Source organism: Pseudoalteromonas sp. ND6B, from assembly GCF_000764215.1.
Taxonomy (GTDB): Bacteria; Pseudomonadota; Gammaproteobacteria; order Enterobacterales; family Alteromonadaceae; genus Pseudoalteromonas; species Pseudoalteromonas tetraodonis.
Window position 1 is genome coordinate 13,998 of the sequence record NZ_JQFL01000055.1, and the last position, 21,934, is coordinate 35,931.

Consider the following 21,934-nt stretch of genomic DNA (forward strand, 5'->3'; position numbering starts at 1 on the left):
TGCTTATGGGTTGCATTCATTGCAAAAAGCATCAAACAACACCAACCCATTAAGGCCAGAAACTGGTAAAGGTGGCACTGGCTAATCGCTCGCTCATCCACTGCAACTTTGCTTTTGAACGGCAAGGTATACGCAGTACTTTCTCATCTTCAGTAGCACCATCGGCCACGATTTTCTCACGATACAAGTCAGGGCGTTGACTGCCTTCGTCTGTGTCAGACACTAACCAAATGGGGGCTAACTGAGCAGCCAGCACAGCGCTAAGTTCTTCCAGTAAATCCTTGCGATTTGATGTCGTCAGCTTGTCGGTATCGCCTTCGATGCGCGGCAGGACCTTGCACATCATAAAGTCGTCCCATACGGCTTTTAGGGTCAGGTCATCTTGTGGTTGGCTGCTGGCAACCGCAAGCAGCAGTTCATTGAGCGCACGGAACGCCAACTCAAACGGGGTATTTTTTAGCACGGCATTAACGGCCGATAAAAACGCAACCGTTTTTGTGCCATCCGCATCAAAAGTATCAGCTAAATCCGCTTTGCTGGCATTTGACCAAATAGGATAGCTAAGGCGTTTATTGCAGCTGGTTGGAGTGAAAAAGTAGTTATAATCGTTAGGGAAAAACGCGCCAAAATCAAAGCTCAGCGCACGATCAATCACTTTGCGTGAAAAGCCATGGGTGGTTTCATCCATATTCACCGTGCCTGCAACAAGCAGGTTAAACGGAATACCTAAACCATATTGGCAAACCAATTGCCAAAGCTCGTCATAATTTTTATTTTCATTGTTCTCAAAGCCTAGTGCTTTGCGCAGTTTTTCTTTATCAGCAACTTCTTTAATGGTGGCGGGTTTTAATAGCGCATCACAGCTGTAGGTAAAGCTATCGCCTCTCCAACACCATTCGCGGGTTTCCAGTACCGACAAATAATCAGCAAAATACTGCTCAACAGGGGCAAGGTTCATTTCATCCAAACACAGCCAATAAGGCAGCACCTTATCTAACTCATCACGTTCACCTGCTACGACTAAACGCTCGCCTTGGACTTCGCTTTCTTGCATCTCAACGGTTAAGCCGCTATCAGCAATGGCACGCCACGTTTTGGCGATAAACTGCAATACATCGGTAGTGATGTATTCAGCAGCGCCATTTAGGCGTGAAATATATCCGAGTAAATCACTCGGCTCATGCCAATCGGGACGCACCGAGGTTAAGCAATAGGTTTCTGCAAACTGCTTTGATGTTTTTGCTTGCTCACGCACAAAGCGGGTTTTACCTGTACCAGAGATACCAGCGAGAAGGAGGAATGGTTTGGATAAAGTTGAGCATCCCCAACTTTTATTACTCAAAAGAGTTTCCGTTGATTTTTGCACTTTAGGTGTGAATATGGGCTTAAATGAGTTTTTTAGTGCTGGGTTTTCAGACAGTTGCTTTGCTATTTCAGCTACTGCACTTTGCGTTTCTGCCAACAAATTGCCAGCCTGCAATAATGGGGATACGTAGTAATCATTGCGATCTATTGTTTTACCTCCTCCCCAACTTTTGTAATCCGATACGAATGATAAAAAGCACTCAAGATCATCATTTGTATAACCCTTTGAGCTGAAATAATTTTCAATCTTGCTTTTTTCTTGCTCGGAAACTCCATCTCTTAGAGCGACGGCAGCTTGTTGAAGATCTGTATCCTTATATATATCTTTAAAAATATTTTTTTGTTGTGATAGACCATCTAAGTAATTAGAAAGCTCTGCAGCAATATAGAACCAAAAGTTAGTGATAAAAATAGCTTTACCAGTTGATGTTGTAATTTTGGTAGAAAACTCAGCAAATTCAACTTTAGAATAACCATTTGCCTTATTCTCATTTAGATAAAGCTCATATTCATTCTTGAATTTTTCTGTTAGCTTAACATCAGTAAAGTTGACTCCTTCAACTGAGCTTCTGATTTCTCTAAACTTCTCACTTAAATCAATTAATGCCATCTAATATATTCCTGATTTTTTTAGCTAATCCATCAATTACATTAACAGTAACGCTATTTCCGAATTGTTTATAAGCCTGTACTTTTGAAGTGCTTGGTTCAAATTCATCTGGAAAACCTTGCAATCGTGCAGCCTCTCTTGGGCTAATCTTCCGAGGGTTTTTTCCAACCTGAGCAATCAATACTTCGCTACCATCTTTGTAATATCTTGCAGAGATAGTATTGGTGTAAGGGGATTCTTCTGTAACTAAACCAAAACCAAAGCCTTTGCCATTTTTTTTGTTTTCGATTTTTCTACGTTGATGGCCTTCCCATAATCTATCAGAAATAGTTAATTTAGGATCTGGGTTTTCCTCAAGCTTATCACCAACTTTAACTTCAATGCCTAGTGGTTTTGGGTACTCAAAACTTTTAACTTCGCCATCACGCCATAAAACTATGTATATGCGCTGTCTATTCTGCGGTATTCCAAAGTCCACTGATTTCAGAACCATTTCTTTGGCTAAGGCTTGAATTTCCTTTGTAGAACCATGCTCAATAACACTTTTAGGAATATTACAGCTATATCCCATTTTGGTTAGCGTTTTTAAAATAACCTTGAGCGTATAGCCTTTATCATGGCTAATTAAACCTTTCACATTTTCAAGCAACGCAAACTTAGGCTTTTTCGTTTCTAGAATATTGGCTATGTCATGAAATAGAGTACCTCGGGTATCTTCAATCCCTAGTTTAAGGCCTGCATGCGAAAATGGTTGGCATGGGAAGCCAGCCAAAAGAACGTCATGATCAGGGATTTCATTCGCGGGGATCTTTGTAATATCGCCAAATGGAATCTCGCCATGATTATTTTTGTAGGTTTGCTGGGCATGCTTATCAAATTCGGAAGAAAATACACAAACACCGCCATTTTGTTGAAAACCGAGTCGAACTCCACCGATCCCTGCGAATAAGTCGATAAAACGAAACTTAGCATCAAAGTCAGGTTTTAGCTTTAAAGCACCAAACACATCATTAAAGAACGCGTTACGCGTTGTGTATAAACTATTTTGCTGTAGCAGGCTGATTACACTCTCTTTGAGCTGTTCTGGCTTGCTGATATCTGGCTTGCAGTAAAACTGGCTATCAGTCGCAATGGCGTGTAACCATTGGTCAATTACCGCTTCAACGTCACTGTCTTGTGGCACATGCTCAAGTGCTAAGGGCTTAATAATTTCTTCTGCTTTCAGAAGGACGTTGGTTTTATTGTTCATTATTAACTACTACTAAAAATTCTTGATGAATGACTATAGGGCGAAGCATGGTTTTTGTACTTTGCATTTCAACCAAGTTGTACTTGCCCAATGTTTTCAGTGTTCTCGACACATTACTGACCGCTCGACCAGTGAGCATGGCCAGCTCAGTGACCGATTGTGGCTGTTGTTCGGCGATTACTTTTAACAACTGCTGATTTTCTTTCGACAGCACATTGGCCACCGATTTCAGCGAGTCGAACCAGATATCAACGGGGAAATCGGGGTCGGGCGTTTGCCCTTTAATGCCAATCACGCAGCGCGATTGTTTGAGGTTTTCCATATATCTCTACTGACAAAAATTGAAGATGAAACCTAAGAATGGAAATAAGCGATCAAGTCTTTAACGTCATCGGATCTAAAAATATCGTTTTTGGATGTGTCGCTATAAATTTCGGGATTTTCATCATCCCCTTCGTTAATGGCGCAGCTTATGGCATATCTTGGTAAGTCGTCACTCTCTCGATACTCAACATTTTGGTGCTCAACCCAAAGCAGATAGTACTCACCATCCTGACGAAAGTAGAACGACGTGCAAGCATCGTTTGGCGATGTATTGTTAACCAGCGTTGTAGGTATATCGTTAGAATTGAAACCCAATTTAAGCTCTTCCATTATGCGCCCCTCATAACTGTACATTTATACATAAACCATATCTTATCATCTACTGATTAGATCACAAGATTATTTTCCACCATTCAGTGCAATGGCAATGGCCAATTACAGTAAGTACACAACCAGTACACTAGCGGTGTTGTCGGCTTTAGACTTTATACCTCGCCCAGCCCTTAGGTTGACTGGCGGTACACTGCAAGGCGACAAGCCTACACAGAATTCATCGCCTCTTTAGTCATCCAAGATACTGCCTTTAACACAGTACATGCGTGGGCGGGTGTTGTCGGGCAGGCTGACTTTTCGCTGTGGTCGGTTGCCATCGGGGACTAGGTAGCCTGCGGCCATCAGTGCTTTGGCGGCGCGATCTGGGCTGAGGCCTTCGGTGGCTTCACGCCAGCCAGTTGGGTAGAACAGGTAGAGGGTTTGTGGGCCGCTGGTATCTATCCAACCCGCGCGTTGGCGTACTTGGCTGCTGTAACCGGTTTGTTTGGGCGTAAAGCGGCTTTCGCCATGTTGCTCAATAAAACTGCGCACCTGGCGAATGGCTTGTTGATCTTCATTGGCGGCTACACCACCGCGAGCAAGTATCCATTGGTTAAGCTGGCTTAAACAGGCGGCTTCGACACTTTGGGATGGCCAATCGAGTACTTCGGCTTGAATGGCTAACAGGCCTGCGCTGGCCAGTAAGGCAAATTTTTCGGCAACTCGGCGCACTTGGCCGTCAGCCTCGGTTGGTAAGCTGGCTAAAAAGCGTTGGCGTACGTTTTGGAAAACGGGTCGTACCTGCGCGCTGTGCTGCGTTAAATACCGTAACCAATCCAAGGCCAAGCTGCCGTAATGTTGGCGGCTTTGCTGTTTTAGGTGATCGGCTAAATCGGCGGCGTTCATACCATGACTCTGGTTAAACACGCCCATTTGCGCTCCAGCATCGGCACTGAGATCAATCACTCGCACTTGCTGGCCGGCTTTTACGCGCTTGCCGATACTGGCCAGATGGCTTTCAAGCGTCACTTCGCCAGTGGATAAAAACACCAAACGCCAACGGGCGGGTAAACGCATTTCACCGTATTTGCCTGCTCGAGTTTTACCTTGGCCATTAGCAAGCATATAAGCGACATCGCCTGCCTCTTTTGGGTCAACTTCGCCCATTTCATCGAGCGCCAGCAAGGCATCGTTATGCGCTAATGCTGTGCCTTCTAAACCGTTGGCCGTGGCACGCCAACTATGGCGCAATTGATTAGGCTCGCCCCACACTGATAACGCCGGATACAGCGCCGCGGTTTTGCCAGTACTGCTGGCACCGTAGAGGTGTAAACCAAAACCATCCACCCCGCACAAATGCAATAAAGGTGCAGCCAGTGCAGCACAAACGCCAACAATTAATAGCGGGTTATCCAGACAATAAAGGCCTACGTGCTGCCGCCAAGTGTCGCTACTGCCTTGTTGAATAAAGCCTTCTATCGGGTGCATGGTTTGCAGCACCATACGCGGGTTGTTGCTGCTGTGTTCACAGGGGTAAAAGGTGAGGCGCGGATGCACATAAGCGTGGTGATGCCAGCCAATGCAGTTCACGCTAATGGCCTTTTGCGTGGCCAGTTCGCCCATTTGTTGAATAAACAGCGAGAGCAACTGCCGCGCTTTGACACTGTTACTAAGCCGCATGCCTCGGCTGAGTAGAATTCGACGGTACTCGCTGCCGTCTCCGGCTAAGAGTTCTGCGGGCATGGCCCAATAGCGATGGCGATTGTCATCGTCTAACCAGTGCAATAAATAACCGTAGTTATCCCCTTGCGGATCGCGGGTGCGGGCGGCCACTTGCAACCAAGAGCAGATTTTAACTGGGCTATCTTGCCCAGCCGGTTGCATCACCAGCCAGTTTTGCGCGTTATAGGCAAAACCAGCCGGTAATGTTGGCGCGTTGCTATGCATCTCACTGGCAGGTAACGGGTTTGATGCTGATGCTTTATCCACGGCCATAAGCAGCACCGATACGGCGGGTTTCAATCCACTGGTCGATATCGCTTTCTAACCAGCCCACGGCACGCGCGCCAATGCGGATGGAACGGGGAAATTCACCATTGGCCATCAGGGCATAAATGGTGCTGCGGCCAAAACCTGTTTTGGCCTTTACCTCGGGCAAACGCAAAATCCGCTGCTGACGCGCAGGGGGTACTGTGTTTGTGGGTGATTGTGTAGTTGGGTTCATTGTTTGCTTCCTCACTGTTCTGTTAAGTTCAGTTAGGAGTTTGCCAGTGCTAAACGGACGCAGTAGGCAGATAAATGCCCAGATCGTGCAGCTTTCTGAGGGTACAAGTAGCTACTTGCCCCAGAATTTACATAATGCCCCAAGTCATAAATACCCTGTGGGCAGGGTTAGCGTATTGCTAAGTGGCGTGAATTAAGGCTTTGCCCAGACTGCCCCAAAAGCCCAAGGGATGGCGTACTGCTTTGAAGTTTCCTACTCAAAACTCAGTTTTGGTGAGTCGTATGGATTGAGTGTTGATATGTCGAGTGTATCGACACACAAGAAAGTCATGTCGAAAAAACAGTAAAAAATCGACATGACCTGTTCAGGTCTTGGCTCACTTTACTTCGAGAGATGGCAATTTATTGCTTTACAACTTGAAGATAAAAGTGAAACTATAATTTCACTAAATTAAGATTTAAGAAAACATAGTTTCATTATGGATACTGTCGAGCCAAAATCAAAACGCACTGCGGTCATATTCCCTAGACAAAGGAAGATGTTAAACATCTTGGGCGAAAACTTAACATTGGCGATGAAGAGACGCGGCATTACTCAAGAAATGATGCATAGTAGGACAGGGATTTCTAAGCCAACACTGCGTAAAATATCAAAAGGTGATCCTTCCGTTTCACTTGGTCACTACGTTAAGGTTTTGGCAGTCCTAGGCTTGTTAGACGACCTAACCAAGGTTGCCCGTGATGACGAGCTGGGAAGAAAGATCCAAGACATCCAATTGCTAAATAAAAAATAAGGGCGTCATATTCTTATAGCATTTGCTCATGTCCACATCGCTAAAACTTGGCAAACAATGCCAGCCAGCTTCAAAGAAGAAAGATAGCTATTAAGGGGCTGATTTATACTCAACCAGAACCCGTTTACACTTTTATGCGCATAAAAATGTAAAATTCCGCACTTTTATGCGCGTAAAAGTGCGCAATACAAGCTGAGTACTCGTCTATGCGTTTTACCGAACGGGGGAATGCAGAGATTGGAGGTCTACACAAAGTGACTTTATGGGTAACAATCTGTAGACCTTGTATTTATTGTGAATTGAAAAGTTTGTTTTACTTTCATTGAAAAAGCGCTGCATTTTCCTGTTTGCGCTGATCCAATGTCTTAGCAATCGCAGACACTGTTGTTTTACTGATCCCTTGCTGCTGTGCCAGATACGTAAATTGGCTGATGGCTTCTGCGACTTCTTCAATGACTTGCCTTGCATCATGCCAATTCGCAAAGCCAGCACTGGTAGCAAGTTTTTGCATCACCTTAAGCGGTGGCGCTTTACCATAACCTCCGAACGCAGTGGCGTGTTCGTTGAATGGATGTGGGCTGTAGGTAACATCGTAAAAAGGGGCAGGATCCCATTGACCGTCATCCGCTTGCAAAAACGCCCAGTTTTTACTGTGGTCGTCCTGATTAGACGACAGCAGGTTAAAAACGGCACGGCGAAATTGCAGCTGTCCAGCCGCTGGCGATTTACACAACTGACGGCTGGCTTTAATTAAATCAATGTAATCTAAACTTGGCGTTCGAAAGTCTGCATCCAGCAGCCCGCAAGCGCTGTGCATATGCAATCGACCTGCACTGCGCTTTCTGCCTAAGTCGGCCTGTTCAGTGACATAATCAAAACGCTTAAGCGCCAACCAAGCAGACGCACCGCTTGTAGGTGGTGCTTCAATGAGTTGCCAAACTGGTGGTTGACACTTCGCTTGTTCAGCCATTTGTAAATAAACCGCCTCACACAAACCTTCTTCATGGCCAAGTGCGAGATTTTTAGAGGTAAACTTCACCAGCCAAGCCTCATCTCCAAGCTGAGCGAAGGTTCGACAATGCTGAGTTTCCCCAGCAGGCATATAAATTTGTGCCTTAGGTCTGGCCCCACCCGAACTACCTCCGGCGACTAATGCGGCCAACACCTGTTGAGTATGCCCATCTAACTCATCATGGTTGTCGTCCATATAATCTGACATTGAAGCATCGAACAGCGTTTGTGCTTCTAAGCCCAAGGTTGCTAAATCAATGTCCGCGTATGTCGTGGCTGAAAACTCAGACACCGGAGAAAAAGACAGCGCTCCCATGCCTTTATCACCGACAAAGGCCAGTCTATCCATCGCCGTTAATTGATTAGGTAGGATGCCCTTTTGCCGGAAAATACGATCTTGTAACAACATGCCCCAGCCATCGGGCAAACAATCTCCAAATACGCCATGTACACCTTGGTGCGGCGCTTTAGGTGCGGCTTGAACTAGCGTATTCGCTTGCAAGGTAAACGGTGATAAATTGCCAAACTGCTGCAAATAGTCGTCAGTATACTGAAAAAAAACGCCTTGCCGATTCTGCGCCAAGACTCCAACAGATATCTGCTCACCTGAGCTTAGCGTACGAGTAACATTAAGCTTCTGAATCGGTTTAAAACTCATCTTTTAGCACCTCATCAATACTCGTGGGTATAGCAGCGCGTTCTTTGCTAAGTTGCGTGAGCTGATAAAGCCTATCTAGCGAATCAAGTGTCTGCCATAGCAACAGCAATTGACGAAATGAAATTTGCCCGGTCAGCTCAAATTTCTTAATGGTGGCCGCAGGTACACAGCTTCGCTCAGCCAATGCAGCGCGCGACAGCTTTGCCTGCTTGCGTAACTCACGTAAATAAGCCGCATAAGCTTGGCTTACATCGGTATCATCAAGTAAGGTAAAATTCATCCGCAAAGACCAAGTGGATACAGTTATATCCATTATAGCGAAATAAAACAGAACTTGGATACTATAATATCCATCAGTGCGTAGAGTGTTGAAAAAATTACTCGATAAAGCCCTTCAAAACTGCTACTTTTAAGTACTAACAGCAGCAAAAAAACGGCACTTTTTTTCCATTGCTAACCACTAAGATTTCGTAAAAGCCATAGGCAAGTGGTGGGCAGTTTGGTGGGCAAACAGGCATTTTTGAACGGTTTCTTTTCGATAAACCATTGATTTTGTTAGGGTCTAACCCGCTACTCAATGAGCAGATCCAGAATATTGAGTAACTTTTTTTGGCTTTACCACTCACTTGAGCATAATTAGCTAAATAAAGTACAATATAATAATTGAAGGCTTGAGCTGTTTATAGTTCGAGCCTGTTTATTTTTAGATAGAGAAAATAATGGCACACTCTCGCGGAAACTTATTTATTTTATCTGCGCCTTCTGGGGCGGGTAAATCGAGCTTAATAAATGCATTACTGAAAAAACATGCTGATATGAAAGTATCGGTATCGCACACTACCCGCGCACCGCGCCCTGGTGAAAATGATGCGGAACACTACCATTTTGTATCGGTTGATGAGTTTAAGGCACTAATTGCCAAAGATGACTTTTTTGAATGGGCACAAGTATTTGACAATTATTACGGTACTTCTAAGCAAGCTATTGAAGAGCAACTCGCCGCTGGCATTGATGTGTTTTTAGATATTGATTGGCAAGGTGCTCGCCAAGTTCGAGAAATAATGAAAGACGTAAAAACTATCTTTATTTTACCGCCGTCAAAGCAAGAGTTAGAGCAACGTTTAAATAACCGTGGCCAAGACTCAGCTGAAATTATTGCCGGGCGTATGGCACAAGCTCAATCAGAAACCTCTCATTACGATGAGTATGACTTTGTTGTTGTGAATGATGATTTTGATACTGCTTTAAGTGAGATAGAAAGTGTTGTTATTGCACAGCGATTAACGCTAAAAGTGCAAACAACGCGTCATCAAACTTTAATTAATGAGCTACTCAAATAATCTAAATTAAGATTAATTAGGTGTTCATGCCCTAAAACAGATAAAAATTAACCACTGGCTATTGGCGAAACCTGCTGCGTGCAGTAAACTACGCCTTTGCTTTTAAATTATTTTGGAGTGCTAAGATGGCTCGCGTAACAGTTGAAGATGCAGTAGATGCAATTGGTAATCGTTTTGACTTAATTTTAGTTGCGGCCCGTCGTGCCCGCCAAATTGCTGTTGGTGGTAAAGACCCACTAGTAGATCCTGAGAACGATAAGCCAACAGTTGTTGCTTTACGTGAAATCGAACTTGGTTTAGTTGATAATTCTTCAATGGATGTTATTGATCGTGAAGAACAACAACACCAAGAAGCGGCAGAACTAGCTGCTGTTGCTGCCATTGTTGGTGGCAACCAATAATCAACCGCCCGGTTTGATTTAGCTAACGGCATAGTATTTCAACTATAGCCGTTGGCAATCCTTTGTTTTCATCGTATATTCGTAACTTATCCTAACTTATTTGCTTCACGAGAACATTGGAGTGTGAATGTATCTTTTTGAAGGTCTTAAAAAGAAAATCTCAAAATACTTGCCAGCAGACGATGTTGAGCTAGTCCAAAAAGCCTATGTGGTAGCCCGAGAGGCCCATGAAGGTCAAACTCGCTCAAGTGGCGAACCTTACATTACTCACCCCGTTGAAGTAACTCAGATACTAGCTAGCATGCACCTTGACCATGAAACGCTCATGGCAGCACTAATGCACGATGTGATTGAAGATACCGATTTTAGCCAACAAGATTTAGCTGAAATATTTGGTGAAACGGTGGCTGAACTCGTTGAAGGTGTGAGCAAGCTTGATAAGTTAAGCTTTAAAGATAAAAAAGAGTTTCAAGCTGAAAACTATCGAAAAATGATTATGGCAATGACCCAAGATATTCGGGTTATTTTAATCAAGTTGGCTGATAGAACGCATAACATGCGAACATTAGGCGCACTTCGCCCTGATAAACGCCGCCGTATTGCTCGCGAAACTCTAGAAATTTATGCGCCGATTGCTAATCGTTTAGGTATTCACGATATAAAAAATGAGCTAGAAGACTTAGGTTTTCAAGCGCTGTATCCAATGCGTCATCGTGCACTTAAATCTGAAGTGGCTAAAGCGCGTGGAAATCGCAAAGAAGTTATTTCAAATATTCAAACAGAAATTGAAGCACGCCTTGAGGAGTCTGGCATAAAGGCCACCGTATCAGGCCGTGAAAAGCATCTATACAGTATTTATAAAAAAATGCTCAACAAAGAGTTACTATTTAACGAAGTCATGGATATTTACGCTTTTCGTATTGCGGTAGATTCTATGGACACCTGTTATCGCGTACTCGGCGTTGCTCATAACTTATATAAGCCAATTGAAACCCGCTTTAAAGACTATATTGCCGTGCCAAAAACTAATGGCTATCAATCACTTCATACTTCTTTGGTTGGCCCGCATGGTATTCCTGTTGAAATCCAAATCCGTACTCACGATATGGATCACATGGCAGACAAAGGAGTCGCGGCTCACTGGATGTATAAAAAGTCTGGTGACAATGCGGGTCACACTGCGCAGCAGCGTGCTCGCCAATGGATGCAAAGCTTACTAGAGTTACAGCAAAGTGCGGGATCATCATTTGAGTTTGTTGAAAACGTTAAAACCGAACTCTTCCCTGAAGAAATTTATGTCTTTACCCCAGATGGTCGCATCGTTGAACTGCCAATGGGCGCGACTGCGGTCGATTTTGCTTATGCCGTTCATACTGATGTTGGTAATACTTGTGTAGGCGCACGCGTTAATCGTAAACCTTATCCTTTAAGTAAAGCCATTGATACTGGGCAAACAATAGAAATTATTACTAGCTCAGGCGCTCATCCTAACGCAACATGGCTTAACTTTATTGTTACTGGTAAAGCGCGACTGGGCGTACGTAACTACCTTAAAAGCCAACAGCATGAAGAAGCATTATTATTAGGTCGTCGCTTACTTGATTCAGCCCTAGGTGAAAACAAGTTTGATAACCTGCCAGCTGAAAATATTACGCGAGTGCTTGAGGAGCATGAACTCTCTTCAACCTTAGAGCTACTGGTAGAAATTGGCTCAGGTAATTTAATGAGCATGCTGATTGCCAAACGCTTATTACAAAACGATAACGATGATTTAAACGATATTGCTAAACGTGCAAAAGCGACCATTATTGGCACTGAAGGTATGTTAGTTAATTATTCAAAATGTTGTCGTCCAGTGCCTGGAGACGCTATTACAGCTCACGTCAGCCAGGGTAAAGGTTTAACAGTTCATCGCCAAGAGTGTAAGAACATTCGTGGCTGGGAAAATGATCGTTCAAAATACCTAGTCGTAAAATGGGATGATAATCCAGAAAAAGAATACATTGCGGCTTTACGAGTAGAAATTATTAACCACCAAGGTGCGCTGGCTAAATTAACCAATGTGGTCGCCACTACACAGGCCAATATTGTAGAAATAGCTACCGATGAAAAAGAAAGTAATTTATACGTGATAGACTTAGGGATCACAGTTAAAAACCGTATCCACGTCGCTAATATCATGCGTCGTATACGTGTGATGCCGGATGTACAAAAAGTCTATCGTAAAAAATAAAATAGGAACATCATGAATAAAGCATTTATATCAACGGATAAAGCACCTGCAGCGATTGGCACATACAGCCAAGCAGTAAAAGTGGGCACAGCGGTTTATTTATCTGGGCAAATTCCACTTGTCCCTGAAACAATGGACGTTATATCTGAAGACTTTAGCGAGCAAACACACCAAGTATTTAAAAATATTTGTGCGGTTTGTGAAGAAGCTGGCGGCACCATTCAAGATTTAGTAAAAGTAAATATTTACCTTACTGATCTTTCAAATTTTGCCATTGTTAACGAAGTAATGAGCCAATATTTTAAACAGCCTTATCCTGCTCGCGCTGCTATTGGCGTTCGTGCACTACCTAAAGGTGTACAAGTAGAAATAGACGGCATCATGGAACTTCCTTCAACAAACTAACCTCTATAAGCTATGAGCGCCGCTCATAGCTTTTATTCCAATCTGTAACTACACTTTGATGAATTCTTGACTCAAAACTAAAATTCTAGCACTCTGTAATCACGTTATTTAATTAAACCTTACTTTAGTAGTAGAAAAGGATAACTTGTGTTTAAGCTTGCTCATAATGGCAATGTATTGCTCGATACGAGTAAATCTGCACCCGCCAGTGCTGCTTTTATCATTGAAGCAATTGAACAATCGCCTTACAGCGAGTGTGAAATCAATCATGACGCCATAAATAACTATTTCAGCAGTGCAACACCTGAACGTATCTTAGTTGTTGCAACACGTCATGATGCCACCTTAAGCGTGGAGATAAGTGATGATAAAATGCTAGCCACGGGCACGCTCACTCTTGCTAAAGGGGGAGCAACACTGAGTTTTGATGAAGCTAAAAAAGAATTAGTTAAAGCGCACGTCGCAAGAGGTTATAAGCAAGCATTTTTAGAGCAACTTTTACAAAAGCAATCTGAACTCCCACCTGGCTCCGTAGTCAGTGGTCCACTCGCCAAAGGGCGCTTACCTATAGACGGTAAACCAACTAAATTTAACGCAATGGTTCAAACACTTAAAGATCGTCTCAAAGCCCCTAAATTAAAAGAAGATGGCAGTGTAGATATGCGTGACTTTGGTAAGTTAGCAAGTGTAAAACCAGGTGAGTTACTAGTACAGCAACAACCCGCTACACCAGGCCAAGAAGGGTTTACCGTGTTAGGCGATGTATTACCTGCAAAACCCGGAGAGGTTCATACTCTAATTGCAGGTGAGGGCACTGAAATCTCAAAAAATAATCCGATGGAATTACTCTCTACGATTGCTGGCGTGCCGGTTGAAATAAATAATGGCATGCGTGTTGACGATATTTTTACTGTCAACGATGTGTCGGTAAAAACAGGGCATATCGACTTTGAAGGCAGTGTGATAGTGAGTAAAAATGTAGAGCCAGGAATGCGTATTAATGCAACGGGCGACATTACCGTTTTTGGTACGGTTGAATCTGGCGAATTAACCGCAGGAGGCGATATAACTGTAAAACAAGGGGTAATTGGCCATCAAAAGCCTGAAGATAAATCACTGTCTTGTAGAATAATATGCGCAGGCGATGTCCATGCCTCACACTCTCAATATTGTTACATTGAAGCTAATAACATTCTGCTTGAACGTCAAGCTAGCCACAGCTCAATGAAAGCAAAGAGTACAATACAAATTGGTCAATCAGAGTTACCTAAAGGAAAGCTATTTGGGGGTGAAATTCTAGATGCCACTAAACTGATTGCCGGCGAGATAGGTAATGAATCTGGTGCTAAAATGGTAATTAATTTAGCGGCTTCAGCCACTGAAATGACCAAAGAGATTGATAAATCTTTTAGTGAACTAACAGCAACAAATGAACAAGTTGATAGTTTACAAGCGGCTTTAGAAAAAGCAGATTTAATTAAAGATGCAGATAAAAAAAATGAACTCATAAATAAAATTGGCACCACGCAGCTACACCATAGTCAGCAAGCAGAACAATTAGAAAAGCAGGTAGCAGGTTTAGAGCAAAAACTGAATACGTTACTCGATGAAGCCATGTTGACTGTGAATAGCGTTCTACATTCGGGTGTAGAGATCCATATCTTCAATAAACTGCTTAAAACGACCCGTAACTTCCCACCGAGTAGTGTTAAGTTAGAAAATAATAAAATAGAAATTGAATTTAAAACTTAATAATAAGGGGCTGTTAGTAACAGCCCCAACTTTTTATAGTAAACCGTCTACACTTGTATAGGTTTGCGCTGGCCACACACCTACCTGCACTTGCCCTATATGTTGTTTTTGTAATAACAGCATCGCTAAACGAGATTGACCAATACCACCGCCAATTGTCTGTGGAAGCTTACTTTCTAGCAATGCCTTATGCCAGTCAAACTCTAAACGGTCTTCGTCTCCCGTAATACTTAATTGAGTTTGCAATACTTCAGGGCTTACACGAATTCCCATCGATGAGATTTCGAAAGCGTCTTCAAGCACTGGGTTCCATACTAAAATATCACCATTTAATCCCATGTACTGCTCGCATGTCGGGGTTGACCAATCGTCGTAATCTGGCGCTCTCACATCATGAATTTTGCCATCACTCAATGCTCCCCCAATACCAATTAAAAATACAGCGCCATATTCTTGAGTAATCGCCTTTTCACGCTGCTTGGCTGTAAAATCTGGGTACATTTTACGTAATGCTTCACTATGTACAAAAGTAATCTCTGTGGGTAAAAATGGTGTTAAACCAAAGCTGTCACTAACATATTTCTCAGTAGCTTTAATACCTTGGTAAATAGTTTCAACCGTTTGCTTCAAAGTAGATAAAGAACGCTGCGTACTTTCACAAATAACTTGTTCCCAATCCCACTGATCAACATACACAGAATGGATTGGACTTAATGAATCTTCATCAGGTCGCAACGCTTTCATTTGCGTGTAAATTCCTTCACCTTTAGAGAAACCATACTCGCCCAAAGTTTTACGTTTCCACTTTGCTAACGAATGCACGACTTCATAACGGCTATCTGTAATGGCTTTAACATTCACCGCAACAGCGTTCTCGTGTCCACTTAAGTTATCCTGAGTACCGTCACCTACTTTAGCTAAAATAGGTGCCTGTACTTCAATTAAGCCTAACTTTTGCTCTAATTGCTGTGAAAAAAACTGTTTAACTTTACTTATTTGCTGCTGCTGCTGCACATAGTGTGAACTCATAATAATTGGCCTCATTCCCAGTTATTGTATTGGCGACTCAGCGCTTAGTAGCGCTTCAATATGGTTATCGTAACAATTAAACGGTTTAATTCAATAACCCATAACAAAAATAGCTTTACGATATTAAAATCATTAAAAAAATGGTATAAAAACATTAAATACAATAATACAAAGCAACTAAACCTATGGAAAATTATCAAATCGATAATCTAGACAAACAGATTCTGCATGCATTAATGGATAATGCACGTACACCCTATGCTGAATTAGCAAAGCGTTTCGGTGTCAGTGCAGGAACAATTCATGTGCGGATTGAAAAAATGAAACAAGCGGGGATCATTACAGGTACCCAATTAACCATTAGTACCAAACAGCTTGGCTACGATGTATGTTGTTTTATCGGCATTAATTTAAATAATGCCAGAGACTACCCACAAACTCTGATTAAGCTTGAATCATTAGAAGAGGTTGTTGAAGCATATTACACCACCGGTAATTACAGTATTTTTATTAAAGTAATGACTCACTCGATCGATCATCTACAAGATGTATTGATCAATAAAATACAAGCAATAGAAGCTATTCAGTCAACCGAAACCCTGATCTCATTACAAAATCCGATTAGCCGAACAGTGGTGCCTTAAGGTGAAAAATCTCGTATAATTTGCCGAAAAAGAGGACTCCCATGCAGCAAACTCGTTATCAAAGAATTGAAAGTGTACTTTCACGTCGTCAAACCGATCTTACCGTGTGTTTAGAAGACGTACATAAACACCATAACTTATCTGCCATAGTCAGAACGGCCGATGCTGTTGGTTGCCATCATGTGCATGCAGTCTGGCCAGAAAAGCAAAAGTGGCTAACCAATAATACCTCAGGTGGCAGTAAGAACTGGTTAGACACACACCTTCACAGAAATATAGATGATGCCGCAGCCAGTATCCGTGCTCATAACCCTGATGTACAAATTTTGGCAACTCATTTAAGTGAAGATGCCGTCGATTTTAGAGAAATTGATTACACTAAACCCACTGCAATTATTGTCGGCCAAGAAAAAACGGGGATCTCAGAAAAAGCGCTCGAATATGCAGATCAAAACATTATTATTCCAATGCAAGGCATGGTGCAATCGTTAAATGTATCCGTTGCAGCAGCATTAATCTTATTCGAAGCACAACGTCAACGTGAGTTAGCTGGGTTATATAATAGAAATATGCTGAGTGAAGAAATAAAACACCCAATGTATTTTGAAGGCTGCCACCCAATTATTGCAAGGCAGTGTAAGCAAAAGAACTTACCTTATCCCGCACTTGATGAGCATGGCGAAATCGTTGCGGATGAACAATTTTGGCAGGCATTAAAACATACTTGATGCATATACAGTGTATAAGTACACTTAACTCACTAAATAACAATAATTGAGCCTACTTTGTCTAAACCTAGCTTAAGCCAATACCCAATCACAGAACTTAAAGGCGTAGGCCCTAAAATGGCTGAACGACTTTTAAAGCTAGGCATCACCACAGTGCAAGATATGCTTTTTCATTTACCGCTAAGGTATGAAGACAGAACGCGTATTTATGCTATTAGTGAGCTTACCGCACATAGCCATGTAACGGTTCAAGCAACCATTGAAACAAGCCAAATTACCTTTGGTAAAAGGCGTATGCTGGTTTGCCAAATAAATGATGGGACAGGTAGGTTAACTCTACGATTTTTTAATTTTACCGCAGCACAAAAAAACGCATTTAGCGCGGGTAAAATAATTCGCTGTTTTGGCGAAATACGTCGCGGACGTGTTGGCTTTGAAATGAGTCATCCTGAATACAGTATTAGCGACACTTTTGAACAGCAACCAACATCATCAACACTTACGCCAGTCTATTCAACAACCGAAGGTTTAAAGCAACTGTCTATCAGGGCGTTGAGTGAACAGGCAATAGAATTGCTTCAAAAATACGCAGTAGAAGAGCTACTACCTCAACAATGGCAACCATCGCAACTACCGTTAAGTGATGCGTTATTGCTACTGCATCGCCCCCCTAATGATGTTGATATAATTGCGCTTGAACAAGGGACTCACCCAGCACAACAACGGCTCGTTTTTGAAGAGTTGTTGGCTCAAAATCTAAGCCTCTTAAAAGTAAGAGAGCAAGGACAACAAGTTAAAGCTATTGCCCTTGAGCCCACTAATCCATTAGAAGCGCAATTTCTAGCACAATTACCCTTTGCGCCAACCAATGCACAAAGCCGTGTAGTATCAGAAATTAAAACAGACATGCAACACGCTTACCCTATGATGCGACTTGTCCAAGGGGATGTAGGCTCTGGTAAAACATTAGTCGCAGCCCTGAGCGCCTTAACTGCGATAGCACAAGGCTATCAGGTCGCATTAATGGCGCCAACAGAGATATTATCAGAGCAACACGGAATTAACTTTTCCAGCTGGTTTGAAAACCTTGGAATATCGGTTGCTTGGCTAGGCGGTAAAACAAAAGGAAAAGAGCGAGTTAATACCCTTGCAATGATCGCCTCTGGTGAAGCGCAGATGATTGTGGGTACCCATGCTTTATTTCAAGATGAAGTAAAATTTAACAATCTCGTACTTATCATTATTGATGAGCAACATCGCTTTGGGGTTCATCAACGTTTATCACTGCGTGAAAAAGGGCGCTTTGGTGATTGTTATCCACATCAACTAGTAATGACAGCAACACCTATACCACGTACGCTCGCGATGACTGCTTATGCCGATTTAGAAACCTCAGTGATCGACGAATTACCACCAGGAAGAACACCAATTACCACTGTTGCCATCCCTGATACCCGCAGAGATGACATCATTAGTCGAGTGAAACTTGCCTGTAATGAACAAGGTCGACAAGTTTACTGGGTATGTACTCTTATAGACGAGTCTGAAGTATTACAATGCCAAGCAGCTGAAGACAGTGCTTTACAATTAAAAGAAGCCTTACCTGAACTTAATATTGGTTTAGTCCATGGGAGAATGAAAGCCACTGAAAAGCAAGCCATTATGAGTGAGTTTAAAACGGGGAACATTCATGTACTTGTCGCAACAACCGTAATCGAGGTCGGTGTTGATGTCCCCAATGCGAGCCTAATTATTATTGAAAACCCAGAGCGCTTAGGTTTAGCACAGCTTCACCAATTACGAGGCCGTGTAGGACGTGGGGCAACCGCATCGCATTGCGTTCTTTTATACCATGCACCACTTTCTCAGACTGCACAGAAGCGATTAGGAGTACTGCGCGATAGTAACGATGGCTTTGTTATAGCAGAGCGTGATTTAGAAATACGCGGCCCAGGTGAAGTACTTGGAACTAAACAAACCGGTTTAGCCGAATTCAAAATCGCTGATTTAACACGCGATAAACAAACACTCAATCAAGTAAGGCCCATCGCACAACAAATGCTTAAGCAATACCCTCAGCATATAGACCCTCTTATTCACCGCTGGTTAGGTAATAAATCAAACTACGCACAAGCATAGTCGGTTTTTAAACTTTACTTTTCACTTCATCATCCAGACTTACTCCAAACGGATATATTTTCATAATGCCTTTATTCTCAGGCCTTCTATTGCAAGGTATCGTAGTGTCGTCCACAGCGTTAGAGTAGTCTTTAGGCGCTTATTCTTTTACTTTTACCTGATGCCTTTCACCTACGTTTTTACTTTTCCGCAGACGTAAAAAAGCCCGACTATTGCTAGTCTGGCTTTCTCAATTTGGAGCCTGGTGATGTCGTAGTGCCCACAGCGGTAGAGAGCCATATAGCAAATGTATAGAGTCGGCATTAGGCGCTTATTATTTTCCTTTTACCTGATGCCTTTTACCTTTCACCTGCGTTTTCACTGTGAGCGTCTAGCGAACTACACCTATGTTTTAAAATTCCAGGGTAACAAGCTGTCGATATCGGGCTCAGGCTGGCACAGTTCATCAAGGCAAGCACAGATGTAATTAAATGGGATTAGACCATTTATCTTGGCGGTTTCCACAATGCTGTAAAGGGTGGCACTAGCATGGGCACCGTTAGCCGTTTGGCTAAATAACCAATTCTTTCGGCCTATCACAAACGGTTTTACCGCGCGTTCTGCTCTATTATTATCGATGCTAAGTCGGCCTTCATCAACATAGCGTATGAGCTTGTGCCATTGATTTGCCAGGTAATTAGCTGCCTCTATCAGTTTGCTGTTCCCCACTAAATTTGGCTGATCCTGCTCAAGCCATATTTTTAGCTTGCTAAGAATAGGCAGGCTAACCTCTTGTCTTGCCGTATATTTGTCATCCACACTTTTATCTTTGATGCGTGACTCAACGCCGTACAGTTTTTGGATAAGGCTCAATACCACATCCGCTTTGCCGGTTTTGTTTTTACCTTGTAGCTTTTTCGCGTCGATAAATTTACGACGAGCATGCGCCCAGCAGCCAATTAAGGTTGCCTCTGTTCTGGCATAGGCTTGATAGCCATCCACGTGCAAGTACCCTTGATATCCATCAAGATAATTGACCACGCAGGCGGCCGCGCGACTATTGTGGAAGTCGTAAAGTACGATATTAGGGATGGGATTATTCGGGTCTGGTGAATCTCGACCCGAGCAATACACCCACATGTAACTGTTTACTTTGTCCGATTTCACCACCTTTAATGGCGTTTCATCGGCAAACAGCGTGGGTTGCCTTAACAGCTCGGCTTTAAGCCGTTCAACTAATGGCGCGAAGAGTGAGGCTGATTTGTCTATCCAGCTGCTCATGGTCTGTCGACTGAGTTCAATACCGTATTGCTTAAACATCGCTTCCTGGCGATACAGCGGTAACCCGTATTGGTATTTACTGGTGATAAGCTGACTGAGCAAACTGCTGGTTGCAATGCCTTTGTTGATGGGCATGGCAGGCATTGAGGCTTGTTTAATCTGTGTCTGAGTTGAGGATTTATCACAGTGACGGCAGGCGTATTTAGGCCTAATATGCTCAATCACTTTGATTTTAGCGGGTATGAACTCAAGCTTTTCTGACTTATCTTCACCCATTTTATGTAGCTCACCGCCACAGCAATCACAGGTTTTGTCGATGATGTCGTGAATAACCTGCTCACGAGGTAAGTCTTTTGGCAGTGGCTTACGCACCGGCTTTTTACGGGTATAGCTAATGGATTGTTGCTCTGCCTCAACTTCCTCAACAATTTCTTCCACTTCATTGAATAACTCGCCTTGCCCGGCAAAGCCTTCAGCACTTTTGCCGAATTGTTTTTGTTGGGCCAAGTTCCAGCGCTCTTCCAATGCCGCAATCTGGGCATCCTTCTGCGCTAACAGTTTTTCAAGTTCAGCAATGCGCTGTTTAAGGGCGAGTTCATTTTTCATGACGCCTATTTTAAGGCATCATCAAAGGCTTTGCAGTGCTAACTGAACTCACTTTGATGATCATCAATCGATCGCAAATATTAAAGCATTTGCTTACCTGCGACATCAATTTTACTGTGTCCAATCACATCATAACCCGATAATAACCAGTGTAATTGCTGCTCGCTTAAGGTCATGGTGGGTGACATGAGTTTGGGCCATTTGAACTTATGCTTATCTAATCGCTTATACCACAGTGCAAAACCGGTGTTATCCCAGTAAAGCAGTTTGAGTTTGTCACGGCCTTTATTACAAAACACAAATAGCGCACCACTGAGCACGGGTAGTTCAAGCTCTGCTTCCACCAACGCCCCCAGACCATTAATTGATTTTCGAAAATCAACGGCATCGGCACATAAATAGACGGTGGGTACATCAACGAACATCCTCATACCGTTAGCCCTTTAATAATGGCAACGATATCGGCCGTCGCTAAATCGATAGGAAACGTGAGTTGGCCGGTTAGCGTATCAAACTGCAGCGTATTTTGACGAGTTTGCGCGCAGACTTCAGTAGTTTGTTTTACCTGGACAAAACGTGATGATGTAAGGCACTGCGTGTGCACTGGCAAGGTGGAATTAGGCTGGTCTTTTGCCAGTAAAGCACGTTGTTTATAATAAGTCGTAATAGCGACATTATGGTGTTGGCAGAATTCAATATTAGTACCACTAAACGTACTGCGTTTCAGCAAAAGCTGCTGCCACTGTGCGCTTGTTCTGTAAGTTTTCATCACCTGCTCCGAATTTATCATTGAGCAGGTATTTTTAGATAATCAGAACATCGATGCTAGGTGTGGTTCGCTAGACGCTTAC

General features: G+C 43.0%; 21 protein-coding genes. 9 read left to right on the plus strand and 12 right to left on the minus strand.

Features of this window, described 5'->3' with window-relative positions; translation table 11 throughout:
* Positions 1–49: 49 nt before the first annotated feature.
* From ND6B_RS06880 to ND6B_RS06855, 6 genes are all read right to left on the minus strand, one after another.
* Positions 50–1,975: a hypothetical protein gene (locus tag ND6B_RS06880; protein ID WP_033103755.1), complete on the minus strand. Its 1,926-nt coding sequence runs from the start codon at positions 1,973–1,975 to the stop codon at positions 50–52.
* Positions 1,962–3,224 (minus strand): DNA cytosine methyltransferase, encoded by a 1,263-nt coding sequence (locus ND6B_RS06875; protein ID WP_033103756.1) that lies wholly within the window; start codon positions 3,222–3,224, stop codon positions 1,962–1,964. Before ND6B_RS06875 ends, ND6B_RS06880 begins: the two co-directional genes overlap by 14 nt.
* Positions 3,214–3,546, minus strand: coding sequence for an HVO_A0114 family putative DNA-binding protein (locus tag ND6B_RS06870; RefSeq protein ID WP_033103757.1), 333 nt, complete (start codon positions 3,544–3,546; stop codon positions 3,214–3,216). The genes ND6B_RS06875 and ND6B_RS06870 overlap by 11 nt, the downstream gene beginning before the upstream one ends.
* A gap of 32 nt (positions 3,547–3,578) precedes the next feature.
* Positions 3,579–3,863 (minus strand): hypothetical protein, encoded by a 285-nt coding sequence (locus ND6B_RS06865; RefSeq protein ID WP_200882086.1) that lies wholly within the window; start codon positions 3,861–3,863, stop codon positions 3,579–3,581.
* Between the two features lie 246 nt (positions 3,864–4,109).
* Positions 4,110–5,855 carry a DUF927 domain-containing protein gene (locus tag ND6B_RS06860; RefSeq protein WP_033103759.1) on the minus strand — a complete coding sequence of 582 codons (1,746 nt, stop codon included), beginning with the start codon at positions 5,853–5,855 and terminating at the stop codon, positions 4,110–4,112.
* Entirely contained in the window at positions 5,842–6,084 is a 243-nt protein-coding gene (locus ND6B_RS06855; RefSeq protein WP_001070199.1) for a helix-turn-helix transcriptional regulator, read from the minus strand. Before ND6B_RS06855 ends, ND6B_RS06860 begins: the two co-directional genes overlap by 14 nt.
* Positions 6,085–6,562: 478 nt before the next feature.
* Here ND6B_RS06855 and ND6B_RS06850 point away from each other — a divergent pair, with 478 nt between their 5' ends.
* Positions 6,563–6,877, plus strand: a complete 315-nt coding sequence (locus tag ND6B_RS06850) for a helix-turn-helix domain-containing protein (protein WP_000381861.1) — start codon at positions 6,563–6,565, stop codon at positions 6,875–6,877.
* 319 nt (positions 6,878–7,196) lie between these two features.
* On the opposite strand, the gene ND6B_RS06845 is transcribed toward ND6B_RS06850, so the two are convergent.
* On the minus strand, positions 7,197–8,546 hold the full coding sequence (locus ND6B_RS06845; RefSeq protein ID WP_000008700.1) for a type II toxin-antitoxin system HipA family toxin: 1,350 nt from the start codon (positions 8,544–8,546) through the stop codon (positions 7,197–7,199).
* Positions 8,536–8,826: a helix-turn-helix domain-containing protein gene (locus tag ND6B_RS06840; protein WP_001011876.1), complete on the minus strand. Its 291-nt coding sequence runs from the start codon at positions 8,824–8,826 to the stop codon at positions 8,536–8,538. Before ND6B_RS06840 ends, ND6B_RS06845 begins: the two co-directional genes overlap by 11 nt.
* 439 nt (positions 8,827–9,265) lie before the next feature.
* Between ND6B_RS06840 and gmk the strand changes: the two genes are divergently transcribed.
* The 5 genes from gmk (at position 9,266) to ND6B_RS06815 (ending at position 14,677) form a co-directional block, all read left to right on the plus strand.
* Positions 9,266–9,886: a guanylate kinase gene (gene gmk, locus ND6B_RS06835; RefSeq protein ID WP_033103760.1), complete on the plus strand. Its 621-nt coding sequence runs from the start codon at positions 9,266–9,268 to the stop codon at positions 9,884–9,886.
* 125 nt (positions 9,887–10,011) lie between these two features.
* Complete coding sequence (gene rpoZ, locus ND6B_RS06830; RefSeq protein ID WP_008108220.1) at positions 10,012–10,287, plus strand: DNA-directed RNA polymerase subunit omega; 276 nt, start codon at positions 10,012–10,014, stop codon at positions 10,285–10,287.
* Positions 10,288–10,414: 127 nt separating this feature from the next.
* Positions 10,415–12,520 (plus strand): bifunctional GTP diphosphokinase/guanosine-3',5'-bis pyrophosphate 3'-pyrophosphohydrolase, encoded by a 2,106-nt coding sequence (spoT, locus tag ND6B_RS06825; protein WP_013466063.1) that lies wholly within the window; start codon positions 10,415–10,417, stop codon positions 12,518–12,520.
* Between the two features lie 12 nt (positions 12,521–12,532).
* Positions 12,533–12,925 (plus strand): RidA family protein, encoded by a 393-nt coding sequence (locus ND6B_RS06820; protein ID WP_013466064.1) that lies wholly within the window; start codon positions 12,533–12,535, stop codon positions 12,923–12,925.
* A 147-nt stretch (positions 12,926–13,072) separates the two neighbouring features.
* Complete coding sequence (locus tag ND6B_RS06815; protein WP_013466065.1) at positions 13,073–14,677, plus strand: DUF342 domain-containing protein; 1,605 nt, start codon at positions 13,073–13,075, stop codon at positions 14,675–14,677.
* 33 nt (positions 14,678–14,710) lie between these two features.
* Here the strand turns inward: ND6B_RS06815 and asnA are convergent, their stop codons facing one another.
* Positions 14,711–15,706: an aspartate--ammonia ligase gene (gene asnA / locus ND6B_RS06810; protein WP_013466066.1), complete on the minus strand. Its 996-nt coding sequence runs from the start codon at positions 15,704–15,706 to the stop codon at positions 14,711–14,713.
* A gap of 185 nt (positions 15,707–15,891) precedes the next feature.
* Between asnA and asnC the strand changes: the two genes are divergently transcribed.
* The 3 genes from asnC to recG are packed head-to-tail and all read left to right on the plus strand — an operon-like array spanning position 15,892 to position 19,217.
* Positions 15,892–16,350, plus strand: a complete 459-nt coding sequence (asnC, locus tag ND6B_RS06805) for a transcriptional regulator AsnC (RefSeq protein ID WP_033103761.1) — start codon at positions 15,892–15,894, stop codon at positions 16,348–16,350.
* 41 nt (positions 16,351–16,391) lie between these two features.
* A complete protein-coding gene (gene trmH / locus ND6B_RS06800) occupies positions 16,392–17,078 on the plus strand; it encodes a tRNA (guanosine(18)-2'-O)-methyltransferase TrmH (protein WP_024601822.1) in 687 nt (228 codons plus the stop codon).
* Positions 17,079–17,135: 57 nt separating this feature from the next.
* Complete coding sequence (recG, locus tag ND6B_RS06795) at positions 17,136–19,217, plus strand: ATP-dependent DNA helicase RecG (protein WP_033103762.1); 2,082 nt, start codon at positions 17,136–17,138, stop codon at positions 19,215–19,217.
* A gap of 384 nt (positions 19,218–19,601) precedes the next feature.
* Here the strand turns inward: recG and tnpC are convergent, their stop codons facing one another.
* The 3 genes from tnpC to ND6B_RS06780 all read right to left on the minus strand — a co-directional run bounded on the left by tnpC (position 19,602) and on the right by ND6B_RS06780 (position 21,852).
* The gene (gene tnpC, locus ND6B_RS06790) at positions 19,602–21,083 is read right to left on the minus strand and encodes an IS66 family transposase (protein WP_016899348.1); all 1,482 of its coding nucleotides are present in this window, start codon (positions 21,081–21,083) and stop codon (positions 19,602–19,604) included.
* Positions 21,084–21,163: 80 nt separating this feature from the next.
* Complete coding sequence (gene tnpB, locus ND6B_RS06785) at positions 21,164–21,514, minus strand: IS66 family insertion sequence element accessory protein TnpB (protein ID WP_016899347.1); 351 nt, start codon at positions 21,512–21,514, stop codon at positions 21,164–21,166.
* The gene (locus ND6B_RS06780; RefSeq protein ID WP_008467385.1) at positions 21,511–21,852 is read right to left on the minus strand and encodes a hypothetical protein; all 342 of its coding nucleotides are present in this window, start codon (positions 21,850–21,852) and stop codon (positions 21,511–21,513) included. Before ND6B_RS06780 ends, tnpB begins: the two co-directional genes overlap by 4 nt.
* Positions 21,853–21,934 lie beyond the last annotated feature (82 nt).